The organism is Pelodictyon phaeoclathratiforme BU-1, from assembly GCF_000020645.1.
GTDB lineage: Bacteria > Bacteroidota > Chlorobiia > Chlorobiales > Chlorobiaceae > Chlorobium > Chlorobium phaeoclathratiforme.
Genome location: NC_011060.1, coordinates 2,981,556 through 3,000,065, shown reverse-complemented (window position 1 = coordinate 3,000,065; position 18,510 = coordinate 2,981,556). Strand labels below are relative to the sequence as shown.

The window sequence follows — 18,510 nt, the reverse complement described above, 5'->3', positions numbered from 1 at the left end:
AGGTTACTTTATGATAAGCCAGGTAATGAGTTCAAAGTGGCTGAGTTGTTCAATTTGTTTTTTCCGGGGCTGTATTATGGCTCCACGGTCGGTGGTCAGTTTTTGTGCTGTGCGTTTTTTAAAGACACGGATAATCTCTTCGACTGCCTTTGTTAGAAGCAGGGTGTGTTGCTCCATGTGTTGGCCATTGTCGGTCTCGGTATTGAATAATCCGCAAAGTTCTTCGTAAGGCATGGCGTTTCCCTGACAAAGTATCCTTAAAACCTCAAGTATCTGCTTGGCATTGACATAATTATAGCGCACTGTTCCGTCTGTGCGAATGTAAATTAGAAAGTAGGGGTTCAGGGGGTTGACCTGCTCGTTACCATCACTCTCTCCTTTTTGGCGAAGACAAAAAATGGTACCGGGTTTGATGATATCCTGCTCACTTTGGGAGAACTGTTTTTTTGCGGAGGCTTCGGCATGTTCGCCTGCGGGTGCGGGCACAACGGCATAGAGGCCAAGTGGGGCCTGCATTAGTTTGGTTCGGTTGTTCTCAAGGTAGTTGAGGAGTTCAATCCGAAAATCGTCGAGGGTAAAATCGGTCAGTGATACGCTTTCGTCCATCTCTTCCAGATCAAGCACTTCGTTCTGAAGTTTTTTGAGCTGCTGGTTACGGTATTTCAGGTCGTCGGTGATCAGCTCTTCAATTTGCTCGGTGTTGAGGATGTTGTCTTCGCCGGTGGCGGTAACGTCGACAAGAGCCATGCGGGCTTCTACCCTTTCACGGAGATTGATGTAGTTGTCGAGATCTCGTGTGGGCCAGAAGTTGACCAGTTGGATAGTTTCATTTTTGCTGCCAAGCCGGTCGATACGGCCAAAGCGCTGGATAATGCGAACCGGGTTCCAGTGGATATCGTAGTTGATGAGGTAGTCGCAGTCCTGAAGGTTCTGGCCTTCACTGATACAGTCGGTGGCTATGAGCAGGTCAATTTCTCTCTCCTGGGAATAGTCCACAAACTTTGAACGGTTTTTGGCAATGGGAGAAAAGTTGAGCAGTATGGCGCTGTAGTCGTTCTTGCCATAGCTTGTTTTTGTGGTGCTGCCACACACCAAGGCACAGTGGAGGTTGAATTCCTGACGATACCATGTATTGATGTTCTCGTAGAGGTATTGGGCGGTATCGGCAAAGGCTGTGAAGACAAGAACCTTTTTGTTGGATTTTATTGATTTTGCGGCGATAAGCTTTTTTATTTCATGCAGCTTTGCGTCCCTGTCGGGCGTTACTGATTTTGCATTGTTGTACAGATCGACAAGAGCCTCCTTGTCTTTCTGAAGATCGGCAAGCCAGTCATTAAGCCGAAGGTCGGCAAGGTCAAACCTGAGTTTTTTACCTACCTGCCACTGCTCCTGTTCATCGCCGTTTTCCTCAAGCTCATCATCTCCGGGCTCATAAGTCAAAAGGTTTTCTTCCTGAGACACGTTCGGGAGAGCGATGAAGTTTTGTATTTTTTGTTCGAGTAGCTCGATTTTTTGAATGGTGCGGTCCATCGAAATTTCAAACGATTTGATGGAGCTTTCAAGGCGTTTGAGAAAGTTGACTTTCATCATGCCGATCAAGAAACTTTCACGTGAGGCCTGTGAGAAATTCAGTACCTGAGTACCGGCCATTGCCTCATATTTCTGCTGTTGCTCCGGATTGACATAAGCAGATGGATTGAAAATCGAGAGCTTGTAATCGAGAATTAGCCTGTTGAGCCGGTCGTATGAGGGAAAGCGGTTTTTGAGATCAATATCAGGATAGACTGATTGTGGTTTCTGGCGTTCGGGGAATTTGCCAATAGCCTCAATTTTGTAAAATGTTTTAATATGCTTGCGCGATCGGGCTATGGTCAATTCGTCAAGCAGCTTAAAGAATCCTGAATCGAGTCGCTCAAGCAACTGCTTCATATTGCGATTGGGGTTCTTTTTTGTATCGGCCCAGTTGGTAAAATGGGTTTGGGCGTTTTTCAGGGTAAAGGGGATATCCTTGATTTTGCAGCACTCAAAAAGGGCGTCTGGCTTACCCTCTGTGATGAAGGCTATCTGGTTTCGCAAATCTCTGAGTGAGTTGTTAACGGGTGTTGCAGAGAGCATGAGCACCTTCGTTTTGACTCCGGAGCGGATGATTTTTTCCATCAGCCATTGAGCCCGGTTCATCTGCGTCGAGCCATCTTCCCTTGTTTTTTCAAGGGGATTGCCACGGAAGTTGTGGGATTCGTCAATGACAATGAGATCGTAAGCGCCCCAGTTGAAGTTGCCGAGGTCAATACCGTTGGCGTCGGAACGACCACTTACCCTTGTCAGATCGGTATGGAACAGGACGGTATAGCTGAAGCGGTCTTTTGCGAAGGGGTTGAGTGCGTTGTTTTGGCTTGCCTGGTAAATTGACCAGTTTCCGGACAGTTTTTTAGGGCAGAGTACGAGGACTTTTGCATTGAGAAGCTCAAAGTATTTAACAACGGCAAGCGCTTCGTAGGTTTTGCCAAGACCAACACTATCAGCAATGATGCAGCCGTTGTGTTTCAGGATTTTATTGATGGCGCCTTTTACGCCGTCTTTCTGAAACTCATAGAGTTCGCTCCAGATTTCACTGTCGAAAAAACCGGTACGCTCATTGAGCAGGCCGCCTTGCTTTTGTTCGTCAAGGTAGTTTTCGAAAAGATGAAAGAGCGTTTTGTAGTAGATAAATTCAGGGCTGTTTTCGACATAGAGCTGTTCAAGGTAGCTGAGTACCTGCTCTTTGACATTTTCAACAATACCCGATTGATCGTTCCAGAGGTTATCAAACCACTCTTTCAGCTCGGTGCGGTCACGGTCGCTGTCGATGATCATGTTGAGTTCTATATTCCGGTTGCCACCAAGGCCAAGACCGTTGACCGTGAAATTGGAGCTTCCGGCAATGGCTTTTTCAACCCCGTTGGGTTGAAGAATGTGGTACATTTTGCCGTGCAGGAAGTTAGGCTTGACCATAGAGCGTATTTCAGCTTTGCGGCTTAACCATTCGGCGCATTCTCTGGCAACGTTTTTTTGGGTAAGGCGGCTTTCAGTAGGAATGACAAGTTGGTCGTCCTCAATTTTGAAATCGCGGGTGTTGACTTTATTGGGATCGAGTGATTTGAGAAATGTTGGTTCACCGAAAAGAAAGCGAAGGTTTTCTATGCTGGTTAATTCATCCTTCAGGTGGTGAAAAGCATAGATTGTGAAGTAGGCGGAGACAATGGAGAGGCTGGAGGCGTCTGTGATGTTTTTTTTTAGAAAATCTCCGACGGTGCCATGAGAATGGTTGTCGCGTATTGAGGAATAGCTCATGAATTTTTGCATCCCGTTTGATTGAGCGCAACAGGTGTTGGCTCATTCATTTCAAAATGATTATATTTGTTCCAAATCATCACCAGAGATAGCATCTCCGGTCTGACGCCTTCAACTTGTGTTGGGGGCGTTTCTTTTGTTAGCCGTGCTTTCCAAAGCAATATCAGTTGAGACCGTTATGCCTGATGAACGAGTTCGTGTCGGATAGTACCGGAAAATACCAGTGATAATATAGATAAGAGTTTGAGATAGTTACGGATATTGGGCAGTGAGAGGAGTTTTTTTGGTGGATTTTCACTTATGCAGAGTCATTCATTGCTACCTACCAATTTCGCCTCAATCTGCTTGATAAGCGGTGAGCTCCTCGGATTTGTGACAAGCAGCATTGATTTCTCATGAGCGATTGCCTTGATTTTAACATGCACATCAAACCAGCGTATAACTTGCTGATCTGGCTGAGTACGCATTAGTTCAGAGAGAACATTCGTATCAATCAAAAAGGCTTGGCTCATCACTCTTCGAATGAGGGTGGTGTCCGGGACAACTGACGTGGTGGAATAGGAATGTCTTCGGCGTCCAGATTTTTAAAATGGGTCTGAATAGCGTAAAACTGACCCGGTCATGGCAAGTCGCTTCCGTGGATACGTGTTCGGTCACATCCCGGCAGAATAGGGCAAGGGTTTTGGATATTTGCGGGTGTGGGGAGGTAAGGTGTGCTTTTTCCTGTCCCGAAAGCGGGCGGTTTTGTATGTTCAGGGGTTGCTGTTCCGGATGACCAGATGATATACGGAGCTGGAAGAGCTGTAACATTTTGATTTTAAAAGGTATAAAAAGGTTCTAATGGAAGACGGGAATACTTTCAGGAAGGGTGATACTATTGAGTTGACGGTCACGGATCTGGCGGAGAAGGAGCAGTGTTTCGGGCGGCTTGACAACGGCATGGCGGTGATGGTGAGCGGGATGCTTGCGATTGGTGACCGGGTTTCGGCTAAAATAAAAAAGGTGAAGCAGCGCTACATTGAGGCGATTGCGGTTGAGGTGCTTGAAGCGTCGCCGGACAGGACGGAGCCGGTTTGCAGTTATTTTGGCGTTTGCGGGGGGTGCAAGCTGATGCATATCCGTTATGATGCGCAGCTTGTGTACAAGCAGAAAAAGGTGAAGGATGCGCTTGAGCATCTCGGGGATTTTGTTGCTCCCCCGGTTATGGAGGCGCTTGCTTGCCGTGAGCCGTTTCATTACCGGAACAAGATTGAATTCTCCTGCTCAAATATGCGTTACCTGCTGCCGGAGGAGCTTTCGATGGAGACTCTTGCCCGCCCGAAGGAGTTTGCGCTCGGCTTTCACACTCCCGGCAATTTTGAGAAGGTGATCGATATCGACTATTGCTACCTGGCCAAGGAGTCGATGAACAGGGTGCTTGCCCTGACGCGTGAATTTGCGCTTGCCAACGCTCTTGTTCCTTATGGGGCCAAGGCGCATACCGGTTTTTTGCGGAACCTTGTGGTGCGGTTCAGTGAAAACCGTGAAGAGGTTATGGTTAACCTGGTGACCTCCTGGTATGATGAGCCGCTGATGGAGCGTTACCGGATGCATCTTGAGTCCGGGATGGCCGGGCAGAAGATGACGGTGGTCAACAATGTGACCGAGCGCAAAAATACGGTTGCTACCGGGGAGAAGGAGTTTACGCTCAGCGGAGCGGGATACATTACCGAGCGTCTTGGCGCTCTTGATTTCAGGATATCGGCGAACTCTTTTTTTCAGACGAATTCGTCACAGGCGGAGCTGCTTTACCAGAGCATTCTGGAGGTTGCAGGGTTGAGGGCGGAGGATACGGTGTATGACCTCTATTGCGGGACAGGTACGATAACCCTCTATCTGGCAAAGCATTGTCGTCAGGTTGTGGGGCTTGAGGTGGTTGAGAGTTCCATCAATGATGCGCGTTCCAATGCGGCGTTTAACAGCATTGACAATGTGGCTTTTTTCCAGGTTGATCTCAAGGATTTTCAGGGTATGCTCGATCTGCTCGGAAGTTATGATGCTCCGGGGGTGATTATTACCGATCCGCCTCGCGCGGGTATGCACCCGAAGGCGCTCTCTACGATGCTGCGGCTGAGGCCAAGGAGGATTATCTATGTGAGCTGCAACCCGGCAAGCCTTGCCCGTGATGGCAAGGAGATCTGCCTTCAGGGTTACAAATTGCTATCGGTGCAGCCGGTTGACATGTTCCCGCATACCAGCCACATCGAGAGTGTTGCCTGTTTTGAGCGTGTTGGGTTGGTAACGGTCACTCCGGCTCCGCAGAGCTGATGCTTGCCGTATCGGGCGCTGCTTTTGTTGTTTCCCATGCGGTGAATTTTTCGACATCCTTGCTGATTGAAGCAAAGAGGGCTGTAATGATGGCGGCATCATCAACAAACCCGATAAGCGGGAGGAAGTCAGCCAGTGCGTCGAAGGGAGAGACAAAATAGATGAGGGCGGCGCTAATGAGCACAATGGTCTGCCAGGGGGTATCGAGGTACTCCCTGTTGGCCGTGCTGCGTACCATGCGGATCAGCGTCTTTGTTTTTTCGGTTATGCCTGAGAGTTGCAGGGCGTATTTCCCGGAAGAGGCTACCTTGCCTGCGGCATCAAGCAGTTTGTTTCTCTTCCGGGGGTTTTTTATCAGTGCTTCTGCCCTGCGTGTAGCTCCATCCAATGTCGTTTTCATCTGTTCCTGACTTGCGTTTTGTTTCTGTTCAGTCACTTTTTTCCGCCTGCTTTGAGCAGTTTGCGTCGCTCTTCTGCGGTCAGTGAGCCATAGCCGCGTTCGGAAATCTTGTCGAGTATGGCGTCGATTTCAGATTCGGAGACCGGTGGTGTTATGCTGTTCCGGGTATGGAGGCGCGGACCGCTTCTCTTTTTGCCGGAGGGGCGGATTTTGCTGAAGAGTCCGGAGAACGACCACTCTGCTCGTTTGATGGTAATGTAGATGAAGCCGATCAGCATACCACCGAGGTGTGCAAAATGGGCAACGTTGCTGCCGCTTCCCATGGCGCGGCTGCCGAAACCGGAGATAAATTCGATCAGTGCGTAGCCGGCAATAAAATATTTTGCCTTGACGGGGAAGAGGAAATAGAGAAAAATATAGCGGTTGGGGAACATCATGCCGAAGGCGAGCAGTACGCCGTAGATGGCGCCGGAAGCGCCGACGGTTGGATAGGGATCGCCTATGGTTGCCAGAAGGTTGATGATTGCAGCGCCGATACCACAGGTAAAGTAGTAGATGTTGAATTGCCGGGTTCCCCACTGATTTTCTATTTCAGCACCGAACATCCAGAGGGCGAACATGTTGAAGAAGAGATGGGTGCCATTGCCGTGCAGAAACATGTAGGTCAGCGGTTGCCAGAGCTGGAAGTTGCTGGAACCGATTGGCCAGAGTGCGCCGAGCGCTTGAATTATTGCACCCAATGGTGTAAAGAATTGCAGCAGAAAAACGGCAACATTGATAATAATGATGGTTTTAATTGCCGGGGGCATAAACTGAAATCCCCCCGGACTGTATGGCTGGTTCGAGTAGTTCATCGATTGGTCTGGTTCATCTCAAAGGTAACTTCTGTAAAAGGGTTTGTCGTGTGCAGAACCGGTCAATCGTTCAGTGCGGCAATACCCGGCAGCTCCTTGCCTTCAAGGAATTCAAGACTTGCGCCTCCACCGGTTGAAATATGGGTCATTTCGTTCGCCAGACCAGCTTTTGCTACGGCTGCTGCAGAGTCGCCTCCACCGATAATGGTTGTGGCGCCTTCTGCTGTTGCTTCGGCCATTGCTTGTGCGACTGCCATGGTGCCTGCAGCAAAGTTATCGATTTCAAAAACGCCCATAGGTCCGTTCCAGAGTACGGTTCGTGCGGAAAGAATTTCGTTCCGGTAGATTTCTGCCGTGAGGGGGCCGATATCGACACCGATCATCTCTTCGGGGATGGCGGTAATCATTTCTGAATGGCAGTCGGCGGTTGCGGAAATTTCAGGCGCAACAATGACGTCTACGGGAAGAAGGAGTTTGATTCCCTTGTTTTTGGCTTCGTCAAGAATTTTCAGTGCCAATTCAATTTTGCTCTCTTCAACCAGAGAGTTTCCGATTTCATAACCCTGTGCCTTGAAGAAGGTGAAAACCATGGCGCCGCCAATCAGGACGGTATCGACTTTTTTGAAGAGGTTTTCAAGAACGTCAATTTTCCCTGATATTTTTGAGCCACCGAGGATTGCTACAAAAGGTCGTTCGGGTTCCTGCAGCGCCTTTCCGAGGTAGAGGAGTTCCCTTTCTATCAGAAAGCCTGCAACGGCTGTTTGGACGTAATGCGTAATGCCTTCTGTTGAGGCATGTGCGCGGTGTGCTGTGCCGAATGCGTCGTTGACATACACCTCTCCGAGTGATGCGAGTTCGCGTGCGAAATCGGGGTCATTTGCCTCTTCTTCGGGGTGAAATCTCAGGTTTTCAAGCAGGATCACCTCTCCGTCCTGCAGTGCAAGCACCTGCTGCATGGTCTCCGTACCGATACACTCTTTCGCCATGGTAACCGGGCAATCGAGCAGTTCGGCAAGTCTTGTTGCTACAGGGGCAAGTGAATAATCGGCATTGACTTTTCCTTTTGGTCTTCCGAGGTGCGACATTAAAATGAGTCGGCCTCCATTTTCAAGGACTTTTTTGATGGAAGGAAGTGACTCAATGATTCGCTTGTCGTCCGTTATCTTTTTGTTGCTGTCGAGAGGGACGTTGAAATCAACGCGCATCAATACCCGTTTGCCTTGAATTGCTATGTCGGATAAACTCTTTTTCTGCATTGCTCTGATGATTGGTTAAAAAAATGATTTTCGTTTAAATGTATATAGCCAATATAATCGATCTACTCAACAGGTGGATGATGGGTATCTGTTGCTTGTTTTCGTCAGTGTCCGGTATTGCTGAGGGTGAGTTTGTACTTTTTGATGTTTGCATTGTGCTCTGTCAGTGATTCGGCAAAGTAATGCCCTCCCTTTCCCGTGGCGACAAAGTAGAGGAAATTGCTGTTCGCAGGGTTCAGTACGGCAAGGATTGATGCTGCTCCGGGGTTGCAGATAGGTCCTGGAGGGAGTCCGTTATGGCGATAGGTGTTGTAGGGGGAACCGGCTGCCAGATCTTTGTAATAGAGGCGGCGGGCAGCTCCTCCAAGGGCATATTGTACTGTTGGATCGGCTTGCAGCCGCATATTTTTTTTCAGGCGGTTAAGGTAGACGCTGGCGACAAGATTTTTTTCCTGGTCAAGCGGGGTTTCGGCTTCAACGATAGAGGCAAGGGTCAGCAGGGCTGTTTCGTTCAGTCCTCTTTGGGCGGTTACCTGCTTCAGGCTGTCGGTGTAGAAATGGCGGAAGCGTCCGACAAGAAATCCGACCGCCTCTTCGGGCGTGGATGCCCAGGCAAAGTCATAGGTTCCGGGAAGCAGGTAGCCTTCTGCATTTTTTGCCGTTATCCCCTTTTTGAGGAGCAAATTGCGGTCTGCTGTCGCCATCATGAACTCTGCAGAGTCAAGGTCAAGTTTTCGGGAGAGGATGCGGGCGGTTTTTCTGAGATCAATCCCTTCGGGAAGGGTGACGCGTACCTCATCTTGCGGATGCGTATGCAGATAATACATGAGCATGAAATTCGACATGCGGGGCGGAATGGTATATCTTCCCGGTTTGACACGGTGCACTCTTGGAATAATCGTGATGGTTACCAGTGCAGGCCATTTGCTGGTAATCGAACGGGAACGGTACAGTTCATCAATAATGGCGCGGGCCCCCATTTTTTTGTGAACGGTCAGGCGGGTGGCTTTTGATGCTGTATTGAGTCCGGGCAGGAATAAAAAAAATGCCAATGCCGTCAGCAGCATAGCTGCTCCACCAAGAAGCGGTTTACGGGAGGAAGTTTTTTTTGATGCCATTTCGAAGCTGCCTTTTAACTGGCATGGATACCTGGTTGACTGTTTTTCCATTCATGCTGAAACAGTCGGGTCTCCTCGATGATGCATCGATAGATTTTTTCCAATGTGTGAGCTTTCAGAGGCGAGTCGGCATGGTTCAGTACATTGTTCAGTACCTCTTTTTCCCGCTCTGGCTGAAGTACCTGTTCTCCGATTCTTGATTTCAGGGAGCTGATATTTTGTGCGCAATCTAATCTTTCGCAGAGCAGGGAGGATAACTGCTGGTCAAGGGTGTCGATTTTTTTTCTCCATTCGTCAAGTTCCTGCCAATGTAGGGTATTGTTGACGGTGCTGTCGGACATCATAATGACGGTGGTTAAGGGTGGTGCTTTGGTGACAAACAAAAGTATAAGAAAATGAGCCGGGTTGTTACTACGATTTTTCGCGTGCGAAGAGCTTCATCCATCGAGAAACTTCCCTTTCGCTCAACAATTTGTCATTGAATTTTTTTTCTTTGACCGTCATGCGCAGGGAGTGGCGGCTCTTGTCCTGAACGGCAGCATCTGCTGTCAGTTCATTGAGTTGCAGTGCAAATGTCTCGGATTTTACGCATGTTGCTCCGAATGCTGTTGCGTACCGTCGAATCTCATCGTCTGAACTTACAATAGTAACCTTTTTTACTCTTGTGTTCAACGACTTTACGTAATCAATGATCCAGTGATCAGCACTTTTTGAGGCTGAAGTAAAGACGATATGCAGTGGCGCCCCGCACGCACTCTCTCTGGGGCTCCCTTTTCCATCATAGACAACGGTTATCGGACACTCTGTTTTTTGTTGAAAACAGAGGAGTTGTGTTTCTGTTTCCTTGCGCAGAACATCAAGAGACGCCGAGGTCAGAGAGGGATGAAGCTTATGGATAAGGTTATAGCCATCAATCAGGATCTCTTTTGCTCCTCTTTTCATTGGGGTTGTATTCATTCGAAATATCGGCATTTCTGCTGGAGTGTAAAATAGACTAATATTTTTTTAGTGCATCCTTTTTTATACATTTTAAAGTGGCGCAAAATGGTAAAAAATGGGATGTATTGCGGCCCTCGCTGGTTTTTTTTTGGTTTTTACGTCCGGTTACGGTTAAAAAGATGTAACAGGTGAGGTTATAAGCATAACGGGGGCTAAAGGGATTGCCACAATGGCGGGCTTTATTGGAAAAGAGAGACATGCCATCGATGAGAAGGGGCGCCTTATGATTCCTGCAAGGTTTCGCCGGAAGTTCGAAAGTGTTACGGTCGAGGGTGTTGCAGATGCTTTTTCAGGTTTGTATATCATGAAAGCGCCCGACCGTTCCCTTGAGCTTTATGAACCGCTCATCTGGGCTGGAATGAGAAAGTCACTTTCCGGTCTTTCGGATTTTAATCCCGAGGAGCGCCTTTTGAAGACCTTGATGTATGAGAGTCTTGAAATGGTTGAGCTTGATCGTCAGGGGAGGGTTGCTCTGTCGAGGGAGTTCCTCGATCATGCTGGTATTACAAAGGATGTTGTTATTATCGGGGCTGATACAAAAATGATTATCTGGGATCCGCAGCGCCTTGCTGCTCTCTTGCAGGAGAGTGCTGATCGTTTCGCTTCGCTTGCGGGAAGGTATTTTTAATGGTTATGGTACGAGATATATTTCATGAGCCGGTGCTGGTCAACGAAGTTGTGGCATTTCTGGTCAGAAAACCTGGTATTTATGTCGATGGGACTCTTGGCGGCGGCGGCCATTCTTCGGCGATGTTGCGTGCACTTTTTGATGCGGGTTTCCTTGCGGGATCGCTGTTGATCGGCATCGACCAGGACGATGCCGCATTACGGGTGGCGGGTGAAACGCTCAAGGAATTTGCAGCCTCCACGGTTTTGGTCAAGGGAAATTTCTGTGATATGGGTGGGCTGATTGCCTCGATCTGCGCGGAAAAAGGGCTGGAACCGAAGGTTATGGGTATTCTGCTTGATCTTGGCGTCTCATCGTTTCAGATTAATACCCCTGATCGGGGGTTCAGTTACCTGAGGGAGGGGCCGCTTGATATGAGGATGGACAGCAATGCTTCCCGAAGTGCTGCTGATATTGTTAATGGCTATGATGAGCAGGAGCTTGCAAGGCTTTTTTACCGTTATGGAGAGGAGCCCAGAAGTCGCAGCATTGCACGGGCGATTGTTGCCTATCGTCAGAAACATGGGGCAGTCACCTACACTCAGGAGCTTGCGGCTATTATTCGTGGTAATGCGCATGGCGGCGAGAAGGTTATCAAGACGTTGTCAAGAGTGTTTCAGGCTTTGAGAATAGAGGTAAATGCCGAGCTTGATGTTCTCCGCCAGGCGCTTTATGATGGTATCGATTGCCTTGATGAGACGGGACGAATGGCCATTATCAGTTATCATTCTCTTGAGGATCGGATCGTGAAACGAGTTTTTGCTGAAAAGGCCCGGAGTGATTGGGGACCCAAAGGGGTTGGTTTGCGGGAGCCTCTTTCGTGGGGATCGGTTGCCCCCGTTACCCGCAAGCCCCTTATTGCTGCCCCGGATGAGATTGCGTTAAACTCAAGGGCAAGAAGCGCAAAGTTGAGGGTTATTGAAAAAATTCATGAGGGAGGTCGTCGTGCAAGCGAGTAAGAGGGTGGCACTTTTTTTGCGAGGTCTCCTGCGGGGTGTCAAGGGCTTCGCAAAAAAGAGGCCTGAGGAGGTGGTTGCTGTTGGCAGCGAGGCTCAGGAGGTTCCGAATTCAGGGATCAAAGAGATGGTCAGCAACGCGCTTGAGTTCGATATCGGTTTACTCTTGCGTCCGACCTCGTTTTTGTACATTCTGGCCGGAATGGGGATTATTCTTTTCCAGACCTATAACAACCTTGCGATTAACAATCTTGCTCTTCATAATGAAAAGCTTCGAGAGCAGATACAGATGACATCAAGTGTTATAACCTCACAGGAACTTAAAATGGGTGAATTGCATAGTATCCGTAATATTGCTGAAAATGCTGCTGCGCTTGGGGTTGTGGCTTCGAGTATTCCTCCGGTTGAGCTTGTGCCATGATTGATTGCATCTTCAATGGAGGGGATCGCTCATGAGTGGCCAGCAGGAGAGCAAACGGCCGGATGATCGGGAGTTCGGCAAGCGGCTTGGTATCGTCGTTGTTCTTTTTTCGATATTTATTGTCGCAATTATTGGCATGTTACTGAGTATTCAGGTTATTAATGCCAAAAAATATAAGCAGATAGCCACCAAGCAATATGAGCGGGAGGTTACAGAGCGTGCCCAGCGCGGCGCTATTCTTGACCGCCATTCGCGTTTACTGGCAGAAAGTATTGAATCCATCTCCTTCTACGCCAATCCCCGGACGGTTCGCAATACTCCGCTTTTTGACAAGCAAGGAAAGCCTGTGAAGGAGCCTGGAAGCAAGAAACAGAAACATATCGACAATTCAGGGGCTGTGGCGACCCTTTTCTCCCGCCATTTGGGCGTCAACCGCTCGGTTTATCTTCGAGAGTTGCAGCGCCGAAAAGGAGCGGCTGTTCTTGGTCGGAAAATACCGGTCGCAAAAGCGATGCCGCTTATGCAGCTTATTATCGAGAAAAAATTGCCCGGTGTCAGGTTCGAAAAGGAGCAGCAGCGCTATTACCTGAACGTTGCGGCTCAGGTGATCGGCTCCATCGGGAGTGTAAAGAGCGAAACTGATGGAAGCAGCGGACTCGAATTACAGTTGAATAAAGCGTTGAAAGGGCGTGACGGTACAAGAATTTTACAGCGAACAGCAACAGGTATTCGTTACCCGGCGCCTGACGCCCGGCAACAGGAGGCGATAAAAGGCAATACGGTACAGTTGACTCTTGATGGTGATATTCAAAGCATTGTGGAAGATGAACTTGCAAAGGCTGTCGGGAACTTCAATGCTGATGCTGCGGCATGTATTGTTATGGATGTTCGTACCGGAGAGATCCTTGCCATGGCCAATAACCCTGCTTTTGATTTGAACCATAGGGCGACCTGGACTCGCCAGAACTCACGAAATCGCGCAGTAACCGAGATGTACGAGCCCGGTTCAACGTTCAAGCTGGTGATGGCTGCTGCTGCAACGGAAGTCCTGGAAAGAAAAGCCGATGATGTGGTGTTTGCCAATCATGGGGTTATGCCCATCTATAATCTCAAAATCAGGGATCATGAGTCTTACGGCAACATAACGTTCCGTGAGGCAATTATGCATTCCAGCAATATTGTGGCAGCAAAAACAGCAATGGAGATTGGGCGGGAGAAGTTCAATGCCTATACAAGAAATTTCGGATTTGGAAAGAAAACGGGCATTGGGCTGGTTGGTGAGGCGCCGGGAATGGTGCGGTCGCTTTCAAAATGGGATCGGACCACGCTTCCCTGGATGGGTTACGGCTATCAGGTTATGGCTACTCCATTGCAGATATTGCAGGCTTATGCCGCAATTGCCAACGATGGCGAGTTAATGAAGCCCTATATCATCAAGAAAATTATTGATGCAGAGGGTCAGGTTGTTCGGGAAGCTGTTCCTGAAACGGTCAGGAGGGTGGTTTCCGCAGAGACAGCAAGATATGTCGGGAAGGAGTATTTCAAGGCGGTTGTTGACAGTGGAACGGCTAAAAATGCGGCTGTGCCGGGAGTGACTGTTGCTGGCAAGACCGGAACGGCAAGACGTGCTGATGGAGGGTCGTATGCCAAACCGGTTTATGTCTCCTCATTTGTTGGCTATTTTCCCGTAGAAAGGCCTCGCTATGCTCTTATTGTGATTCTTGAAAATCCGAAGACGGCCTATTATGCCGCGACCGTTGCGGCTCCGGTTTTTTCGGCCATTGTATCGAGAATGCTTGCCTGTTCGGAGGAGATGCAGAAAAACCTCGCAATTCCTTCTCCGGAAAAGAGGCTCCTTGATTCTATCGTGACGGTAGTTGTGCCTGATCTTCGTGGACTTAAGGGGCGCGATGCCCAGCGCCTGTTGAAATGGCTCAATCTGGAGATGGATTATTCGGGAGAGTTTGAGGGGGTTGTTGTTCGTCAGAGTATTGTTCCTGGCAGCAGGGTTGTAAAAGAGAAGGTGATACGGGTGGTGCTTGCTTCAGGAAACATCAACAGAAAATCCTCATGACGGTATCAAGTGATGGTTCCAACCTGCAGGAGGTGCAACTGGAGGAGTTGCTCAAGGAAATTTCCTCTCTGGAGCTTCTGGGAAAAGCTGGCTTTGGGGGGGCGATCAGCATGGTTACCAGTGATTCCCGTGAGGTACTTCCCGGATCGCTTTTCGTTGCGATAAAAGGCTATGCTACCGATGGAGGTCGCTTTATCCGCAGTGCAGTTGAGCGAGGGGCTGCAGCGGTGATCTGCGAAGAATTTCCCTCTGATCCTGCTCTTCCCTGTCTCTATATCAAGGTCGCTGATGCGCGAAAAGCTCTGGCGGAGGCTGCTCGGATTTTTTATGGAAAAGCTTCTGATCAGTTGCTGATTATCGGAGTTACCGGAACCAACGGCAAAACCACGACAGCAAAGCTGATTACGGCCATGCTGAATGCCAATGGTATTTCTGCTGGTTATATCGGGACGAATATGTGCAGGATTGGAGAACTCGAAATTCCGCTGGATCGTACCACTCCGGAGGCTCATGGCCTTCATGCGCTTTTCCGTCAGATGCTGGAAGCGGGATGCAAGGCTGCCGTGATGGAGGTCTCCTCTCATGCACTGGTGTTGCAGAGGGTCTATGGTATCCGGTTTCATGCGGCGCTCTTTACCAACCTGACCCAGGAGCATCTTGACTTTCATGAAACCATGCACGATTATGCGGAAGCCAAGCAGCAACTGTTCGATCAGCTTTCGCCGGACGGGTTTGCGGTGCTGAATATTGATGATCCTTATGCCGAACAAATGGCGGCTCGTGTAGCAGATGATAAAATATATTGTTGTACCATGCAGCGGGGGCTTCAGCCAGCGCTCTCGTGCAGCAGGCTCTTTGCAGCAGATCTTCTTCAGGGTACCCTTGCCTCAAGTACCATTGTGCTTCATTTTCCCGATGAGTCAGTGGAGATGCAGGTTAAGCTTCCGGGAAACTTCAATGTCATGAATGTGCTTGAAGCTGCGGCCATTGGAACGGGCATGGCTCTCTCTGCCAAAGAGATATGCAATGCTCTTTCTGCGGTTTCGACGGTGGAGGGGCGCATGGAAAGAGTTGGTGAGAGCCGTCAGGGGTGGATGGCCTTTGTTGATTATGCGCATACTCCGGATGCCCTTTTCAAGGCGCTTGATGCCTTGCATGGCCTCAAGGAGGATGCTTCCCGCCTTATCGTGGTTTTTGGGTGTGGAGGAAACAGAGACAAGGAAAAGCGTTCTGAAATGGGGCGGATTGCTTCAGAAATTGCCGATGAGGTTATTATTACCTCTGACAATCCTCGGGATGAAGATCCGGAGGAGATTCTTGATGCAATCGAGCGTGGTATCACCGGGGTTCATTACCTGAGGATCAGTGACAGGGCTGAAGCCATCCGGCGGGCGGTTCTGATGCTCAAGGCGGGAGATCTCCTTCTTGTGGCGGGAAAAGGGCATGAAAAGTATCAGGAGATAGCCGGCCACAAATATTTTTTTTCAGATCAGGCGATCATAAAAACAGCTATGCAGGAAAATGTTTCCGGATATCCGGAAAAGGAGAGAGTACAACTGAACAGGAAAGGCGTGCTGACGATTGATGATTTTCGGAAGGTTGGAGAGGTGGTCGAGGCCGGAAGAGGGCATGGCGACTCTCTGCCGCCTTCGCAGCCTCCGCAGGAGATGGTTTCTCCCGTTGTGGTTATCGATTCAAGAGAGGTGAGAGGGGGAGAGCTTTTTATTGCCCTGAAAGGTGAAAATGCAGATGGTCATTGCTTTATTGGCACTGTTTTTGAAAAGGGTGCCTCCTGGGCGATGGTGAGTCGTCAGTGGTATGAGGAGCAGGGCTCTGTTGATCCGCCACCAGGAAAAGGATTTATTGTGACGGATGATACGGTTGCAGGGCTGCAGCAGCTTGCAACGATCTACCGCCACCAGTTTTCGATTCCCGTTCTGGCTATTGGCGGCAGCAATGGAAAAACAACAACCAAGGAGATGGTGGCCTCGGTACTTGGAACCGGTTTCAGGGTTCATATGAGTGAGGGCAACAGGAACAACCATCTTGGGGTTCCTTTGACCCTGTTGCAACTGAGAGGTGACACCGATATTGCTGTTGTCGAGATGGGTATCAATCATCCGGGTGAGATGGTTTTGCTTGCGGCTATCGGCAGCCCAACCCATGCTCTCCTGACGAATATTGGCCATGAGCATCTTGAGTTTCTTGTTGATCTTGATGGTGTTGAGGCGGCGGAGATACCGCTTTTCGATTATCTTCGCCAGAGCGGAGGTATTGCGTTTGTCAATATGGATGATCCGAGGATCAGCGCGGCAGCCTCGGGGATGGCTGGAAGTGTTCCCTATGGAATGGCAACACGTTCGGAACACTCCTGTTGGGCCAGGGATATTTCGGTAAACAGTGCAGGCGCACTCTCTTTTCTTCTCTGTTCCATTGCCGGTTCAGAACCGGTAACGTTGAATTTTACAGGAAAACATAATGTCATGAATGCCATTGCGGCGGCTACAGTTGGTCACTATTTCGGTCTCTCGCTCTGCCAGATCCGCGAGGGTCTTGAGCGTCTCACTCCTGCTCCAGGCTGGAAACGGCTTGAGGTTCTTGATGCCTGTGGAGTGAGAATCCTTAATGACACCTATAATGCCAATTCAGACTCCATGCGCAAGGCGATTGATGCGCTTTGTGATCTTCCCGGCGCAGGCAAAAGAGTGGCCGTTCTGGGCGATATGCTTGAGCTTGGATTGGCGGGAGAGGTTGAGCATCAGGCAATTGGCAACTATCTTCAGCAGAGTTCAGTTGATCTGCTCTTTACCTTTGGTGAGAGTGCACGGCTTTTTGGCCGGGCAGTTCCCGAACGTTACAGGGGCCATTTCGAAAGCCGCGAAGCGCTTCTTGAAGCATTACGGACGGTACTGCAGGAGGGAGATATCGTGCTTTTTAAGGGATCAAGAGGAATGAAACTTGAGCAGGTTGTCGATGCGCTTATCAATGCAAAAACCATAACCGGGCGAGAATAGGGTATGATTTATTATCTGCTGAGGTACATTAATGATCTTTTTGACCTTCCGGGGCTTCATGTTATCGAATATCTCACCTTCAGGGCCAGCGCAGCGGCGATCACAGCGCTGCTGATTACCCTGTTTGTCGGTCCTGGATTTATCAAATACCTGAAAACACGGTTTATTGAGCCGGTCAAGGAGGAAGCGCCTCCGGAACATAAAAAGAAAAACAAGCTCCCAACCATGGGTGGGCTGCTGATTATTTTTTCCATTGAGATCTCGGTGCTGCTTTGGTCAAAATTCATTGATCCGCATGTCTGGCTGATTATGCTTGCCATTCTATGGATGGGGATTATCGGGTTTATTGATGATTACCGAAAGGTGGTACTGAAGATCAAGGGCGGGCTTTCCGCTCGATACAAGCTTATCGGGCAGGTCACTCTGGGTTTGGTGGTTGGATGCTATACCTGGTATGATCCCTCTTTTTCGGTGCTCCTGTCGACGACAACGGTTCCTTTTTTTAAGTATCTGACCATTGATTACGGTTATTTCTATATACCGATCGTTATTTTTATCATTACCGCAGTATCGAATGCCGTCAACCTTACCGATGGTCTTGACGGGCTTGCTGCCGGAAGTTCGGCTATTGTGGTCATGGGTCTGGGTGGTTTTTCCTACCTGGCGGGAAATGCGGTCTATGCAGTCTATCTCAATATTCCCTTTATTCCCGGAGGTGGCGAGATTGCTGTGGTGAGCATGGCAATTGTTATGGCTTGTGTGGGCTTTTTGTGGTTCAATTCCAATCCTGCAGAGATTATCATGGGTGATACGGGCTCCCTTGCGCTTGGCAGCGCGATTGCCGTTATTGCGCTTTTAATCAAACAGGAGCTGCTCTTGCCTTTGATTGCCGGTATATTTTTCCTCGAAACACTCTCGGTCTCTCTTCAGGTACTCTATTTCAAGTATACAAAAATGAGATATGGCCAAGGCAAAAGGATCTTTTTAATGGCTCCCCTGCATCATCATTTTCAATTGAAAGGGTGGGCGGAACAGAAGATTGTGATCAGATTCTGGATTTTGACCATCCTGTTTTTTCTTGCCAGTCTCATGACCTTAAAACTCAGATAACAGT

The 18,510-nt window shown here is 49.1% G+C and carries 15 protein-coding genes; 7 read left to right on the top strand and 8 right to left on the bottom strand.

What is annotated here, in order from left to right:
- Positions 1-3 precede the first annotated feature (3 nt).
- Positions 4-3,330 (bottom strand): helicase-related protein, encoded by a 3,327-nt coding sequence (locus PPHA_RS14335; RefSeq protein ID WP_223293939.1) that lies wholly within the window; start codon positions 3,328-3,330, stop codon positions 4-6.
- A 308-nt stretch (positions 3,331-3,638) separates the two neighbouring features.
- Positions 3,639-3,842, bottom strand: a complete 204-nt coding sequence (locus PPHA_RS14330) for a hypothetical protein (protein WP_041526581.1) — start codon at positions 3,840-3,842, stop codon at positions 3,639-3,641.
- Between the two features lie 328 nt (positions 3,843-4,170).
- Here PPHA_RS14330 and rlmD point away from each other — a divergent pair, with 328 nt between their 5' ends.
- Complete coding sequence (gene rlmD / locus PPHA_RS14325; protein ID WP_012509520.1) at positions 4,171-5,637, top strand: 23S rRNA (uracil(1939)-C(5))-methyltransferase RlmD; 1,467 nt, start codon at positions 4,171-4,173, stop codon at positions 5,635-5,637.
- Here the strand turns inward: rlmD and PPHA_RS14320 are convergent.
- The 6 genes from PPHA_RS14320 to PPHA_RS14295 form a co-directional block, all read right to left on the bottom strand.
- Positions 5,615-6,073 (bottom strand): YkvA family protein, encoded by a 459-nt coding sequence (locus PPHA_RS14320; protein WP_012509519.1) that lies wholly within the window; start codon positions 6,071-6,073, stop codon positions 5,615-5,617. The genes rlmD and PPHA_RS14320 overlap by 23 nt on opposite strands.
- Entirely contained in the window at positions 6,070-6,891 is an 822-nt protein-coding gene (locus PPHA_RS14315; protein ID WP_012509518.1) for a rhomboid family intramembrane serine protease, read from the bottom strand. The genes PPHA_RS14320 and PPHA_RS14315 overlap by 4 nt, the downstream gene beginning before the upstream one ends.
- A 62-nt stretch (positions 6,892-6,953) precedes the next feature.
- On the bottom strand, positions 6,954-8,147 hold the full coding sequence (locus PPHA_RS14310; protein WP_012509517.1) for a phosphoglycerate kinase: 1,194 nt from the start codon (positions 8,145-8,147) through the stop codon (positions 6,954-6,956).
- A gap of 104 nt (positions 8,148-8,251) precedes the next feature.
- Entirely contained in the window at positions 8,252-9,265 is a 1,014-nt protein-coding gene (mltG, locus tag PPHA_RS14305; protein ID WP_012509516.1) for an endolytic transglycosylase MltG, read from the bottom strand.
- A gap of 14 nt (positions 9,266-9,279) precedes the next feature.
- Positions 9,280-9,606 (bottom strand): chorismate mutase, encoded by a 327-nt coding sequence (locus tag PPHA_RS14300; RefSeq protein WP_041526580.1) that lies wholly within the window; start codon positions 9,604-9,606, stop codon positions 9,280-9,282.
- Between the two features lie 70 nt (positions 9,607-9,676).
- Complete coding sequence (locus PPHA_RS14295; RefSeq protein ID WP_223293938.1) at positions 9,677-10,222, bottom strand: NYN domain-containing protein; 546 nt, start codon at positions 10,220-10,222, stop codon at positions 9,677-9,679.
- Between the two features lie 211 nt (positions 10,223-10,433).
- Here PPHA_RS14295 and mraZ point away from each other — a divergent pair, with 211 nt between their 5' ends.
- From mraZ to mraY, 6 genes are read left to right on the top strand one after another with little or no spacing between them, the layout of a single operon-like run.
- The gene (gene mraZ / locus PPHA_RS14290) at positions 10,434-10,892 is read left to right on the top strand and encodes a division/cell wall cluster transcriptional repressor MraZ (protein WP_012509513.1); all 459 of its coding nucleotides are present in this window, start codon (positions 10,434-10,436) and stop codon (positions 10,890-10,892) included.
- A complete protein-coding gene (rsmH, locus tag PPHA_RS14285; RefSeq protein WP_012509512.1) occupies positions 10,892-11,890 on the top strand; it encodes a 16S rRNA (cytosine(1402)-N(4))-methyltransferase RsmH in 999 nt (332 codons plus the stop codon). Before mraZ ends, rsmH begins: the two co-directional genes overlap by 1 nt.
- 4 nt (positions 11,891-11,894) lie before the next feature.
- The gene (locus PPHA_RS14280) at positions 11,895-12,308 is read left to right on the top strand and encodes an acylphosphatase (RefSeq protein ID WP_190274006.1); all 414 of its coding nucleotides are present in this window, start codon (positions 11,895-11,897) and stop codon (positions 12,306-12,308) included.
- Between the two features lie 31 nt (positions 12,309-12,339).
- A complete protein-coding gene (locus PPHA_RS14275) occupies positions 12,340-14,382 on the top strand; it encodes a penicillin-binding protein (RefSeq protein WP_012509510.1) in 2,043 nt (680 codons plus the stop codon).
- A complete protein-coding gene (gene murF / locus PPHA_RS15325; RefSeq protein WP_012509509.1) occupies positions 14,379-17,396 on the top strand; it encodes a bifunctional UDP-N-acetylmuramoyl-L-alanyl-D-glutamate--2,6-diaminopimelate ligase MurE/UDP-N-acetylmuramoyl-tripeptide--D-alanyl-D-alanine ligase MurF in 3,018 nt (1,005 codons plus the stop codon). The genes PPHA_RS14275 and murF overlap by 4 nt, the downstream gene beginning before the upstream one ends.
- A gap of 3 nt (positions 17,397-17,399) precedes the next feature.
- Positions 17,400-18,506, top strand: coding sequence for a phospho-N-acetylmuramoyl-pentapeptide-transferase (mraY, locus tag PPHA_RS14260; RefSeq protein WP_012509508.1), 1,107 nt, complete (start codon positions 17,400-17,402; stop codon positions 18,504-18,506).
- The last annotated feature ends 4 nt before the right edge of the window (positions 18,507-18,510 follow it).

What these genes read in the sequence shown, in the direction of transcription:
- PPHA_RS14295 (WP_223293938.1), bottom strand. Translation starts at nt 10,222, where the DNA reads ATGAATACAACCCCAATGAAAAGAGGAGCAAAAGAGATCCTGATTGAT.
- mraZ (WP_012509513.1), top strand. Translation starts at nt 10,434, where the DNA reads ATGGCGGGCTTTATTGGAAAAGAGAGACATGCCATCGATGAGAAGGGG.
- rsmH (WP_012509512.1), top strand. Translation starts at nt 10,892, where the DNA reads ATGGTTATGGTACGAGATATATTTCATGAGCCGGTGCTGGTCAACGAA.
- PPHA_RS14310 (WP_012509517.1), bottom strand. Translation starts at nt 8,147, where the DNA reads ATGCAGAAAAAGAGTTTATCCGACATAGCAATTCAAGGCAAACGGGTA.
- PPHA_RS14275 (WP_012509510.1), top strand. Translation starts at nt 12,340, where the DNA reads ATGAGTGGCCAGCAGGAGAGCAAACGGCCGGATGATCGGGAGTTCGGC.
- mraY (WP_012509508.1), top strand. Translation starts at nt 17,400, where the DNA reads ATGATTTATTATCTGCTGAGGTACATTAATGATCTTTTTGACCTTCCG.
- murF (WP_012509509.1), top strand. Translation starts at nt 14,379, where the DNA reads ATGACGGTATCAAGTGATGGTTCCAACCTGCAGGAGGTGCAACTGGAG.
- PPHA_RS14330 (WP_041526581.1), bottom strand. Translation starts at nt 3,842, where the DNA reads ATGAGCCAAGCCTTTTTGATTGATACGAATGTTCTCTCTGAACTAATG.
- mltG (WP_012509516.1), bottom strand. Translation starts at nt 9,265, where the DNA reads ATGGCATCAAAAAAAACTTCCTCCCGTAAACCGCTTCTTGGTGGAGCA.
- rlmD (WP_012509520.1), top strand. Translation starts at nt 4,171, where the DNA reads ATGGAAGACGGGAATACTTTCAGGAAGGGTGATACTATTGAGTTGACG.
- PPHA_RS14335 (WP_223293939.1), bottom strand. Translation starts at nt 3,330, where the DNA reads ATGAGCTATTCCTCAATACGCGACAACCATTCTCATGGCACCGTCGGA.
- PPHA_RS14300 (WP_041526580.1), bottom strand. Translation starts at nt 9,606, where the DNA reads ATGTCCGACAGCACCGTCAACAATACCCTACATTGGCAGGAACTTGAC.
- PPHA_RS14315 (WP_012509518.1), bottom strand. Translation starts at nt 6,891, where the DNA reads ATGAACTACTCGAACCAGCCATACAGTCCGGGGGGATTTCAGTTTATG.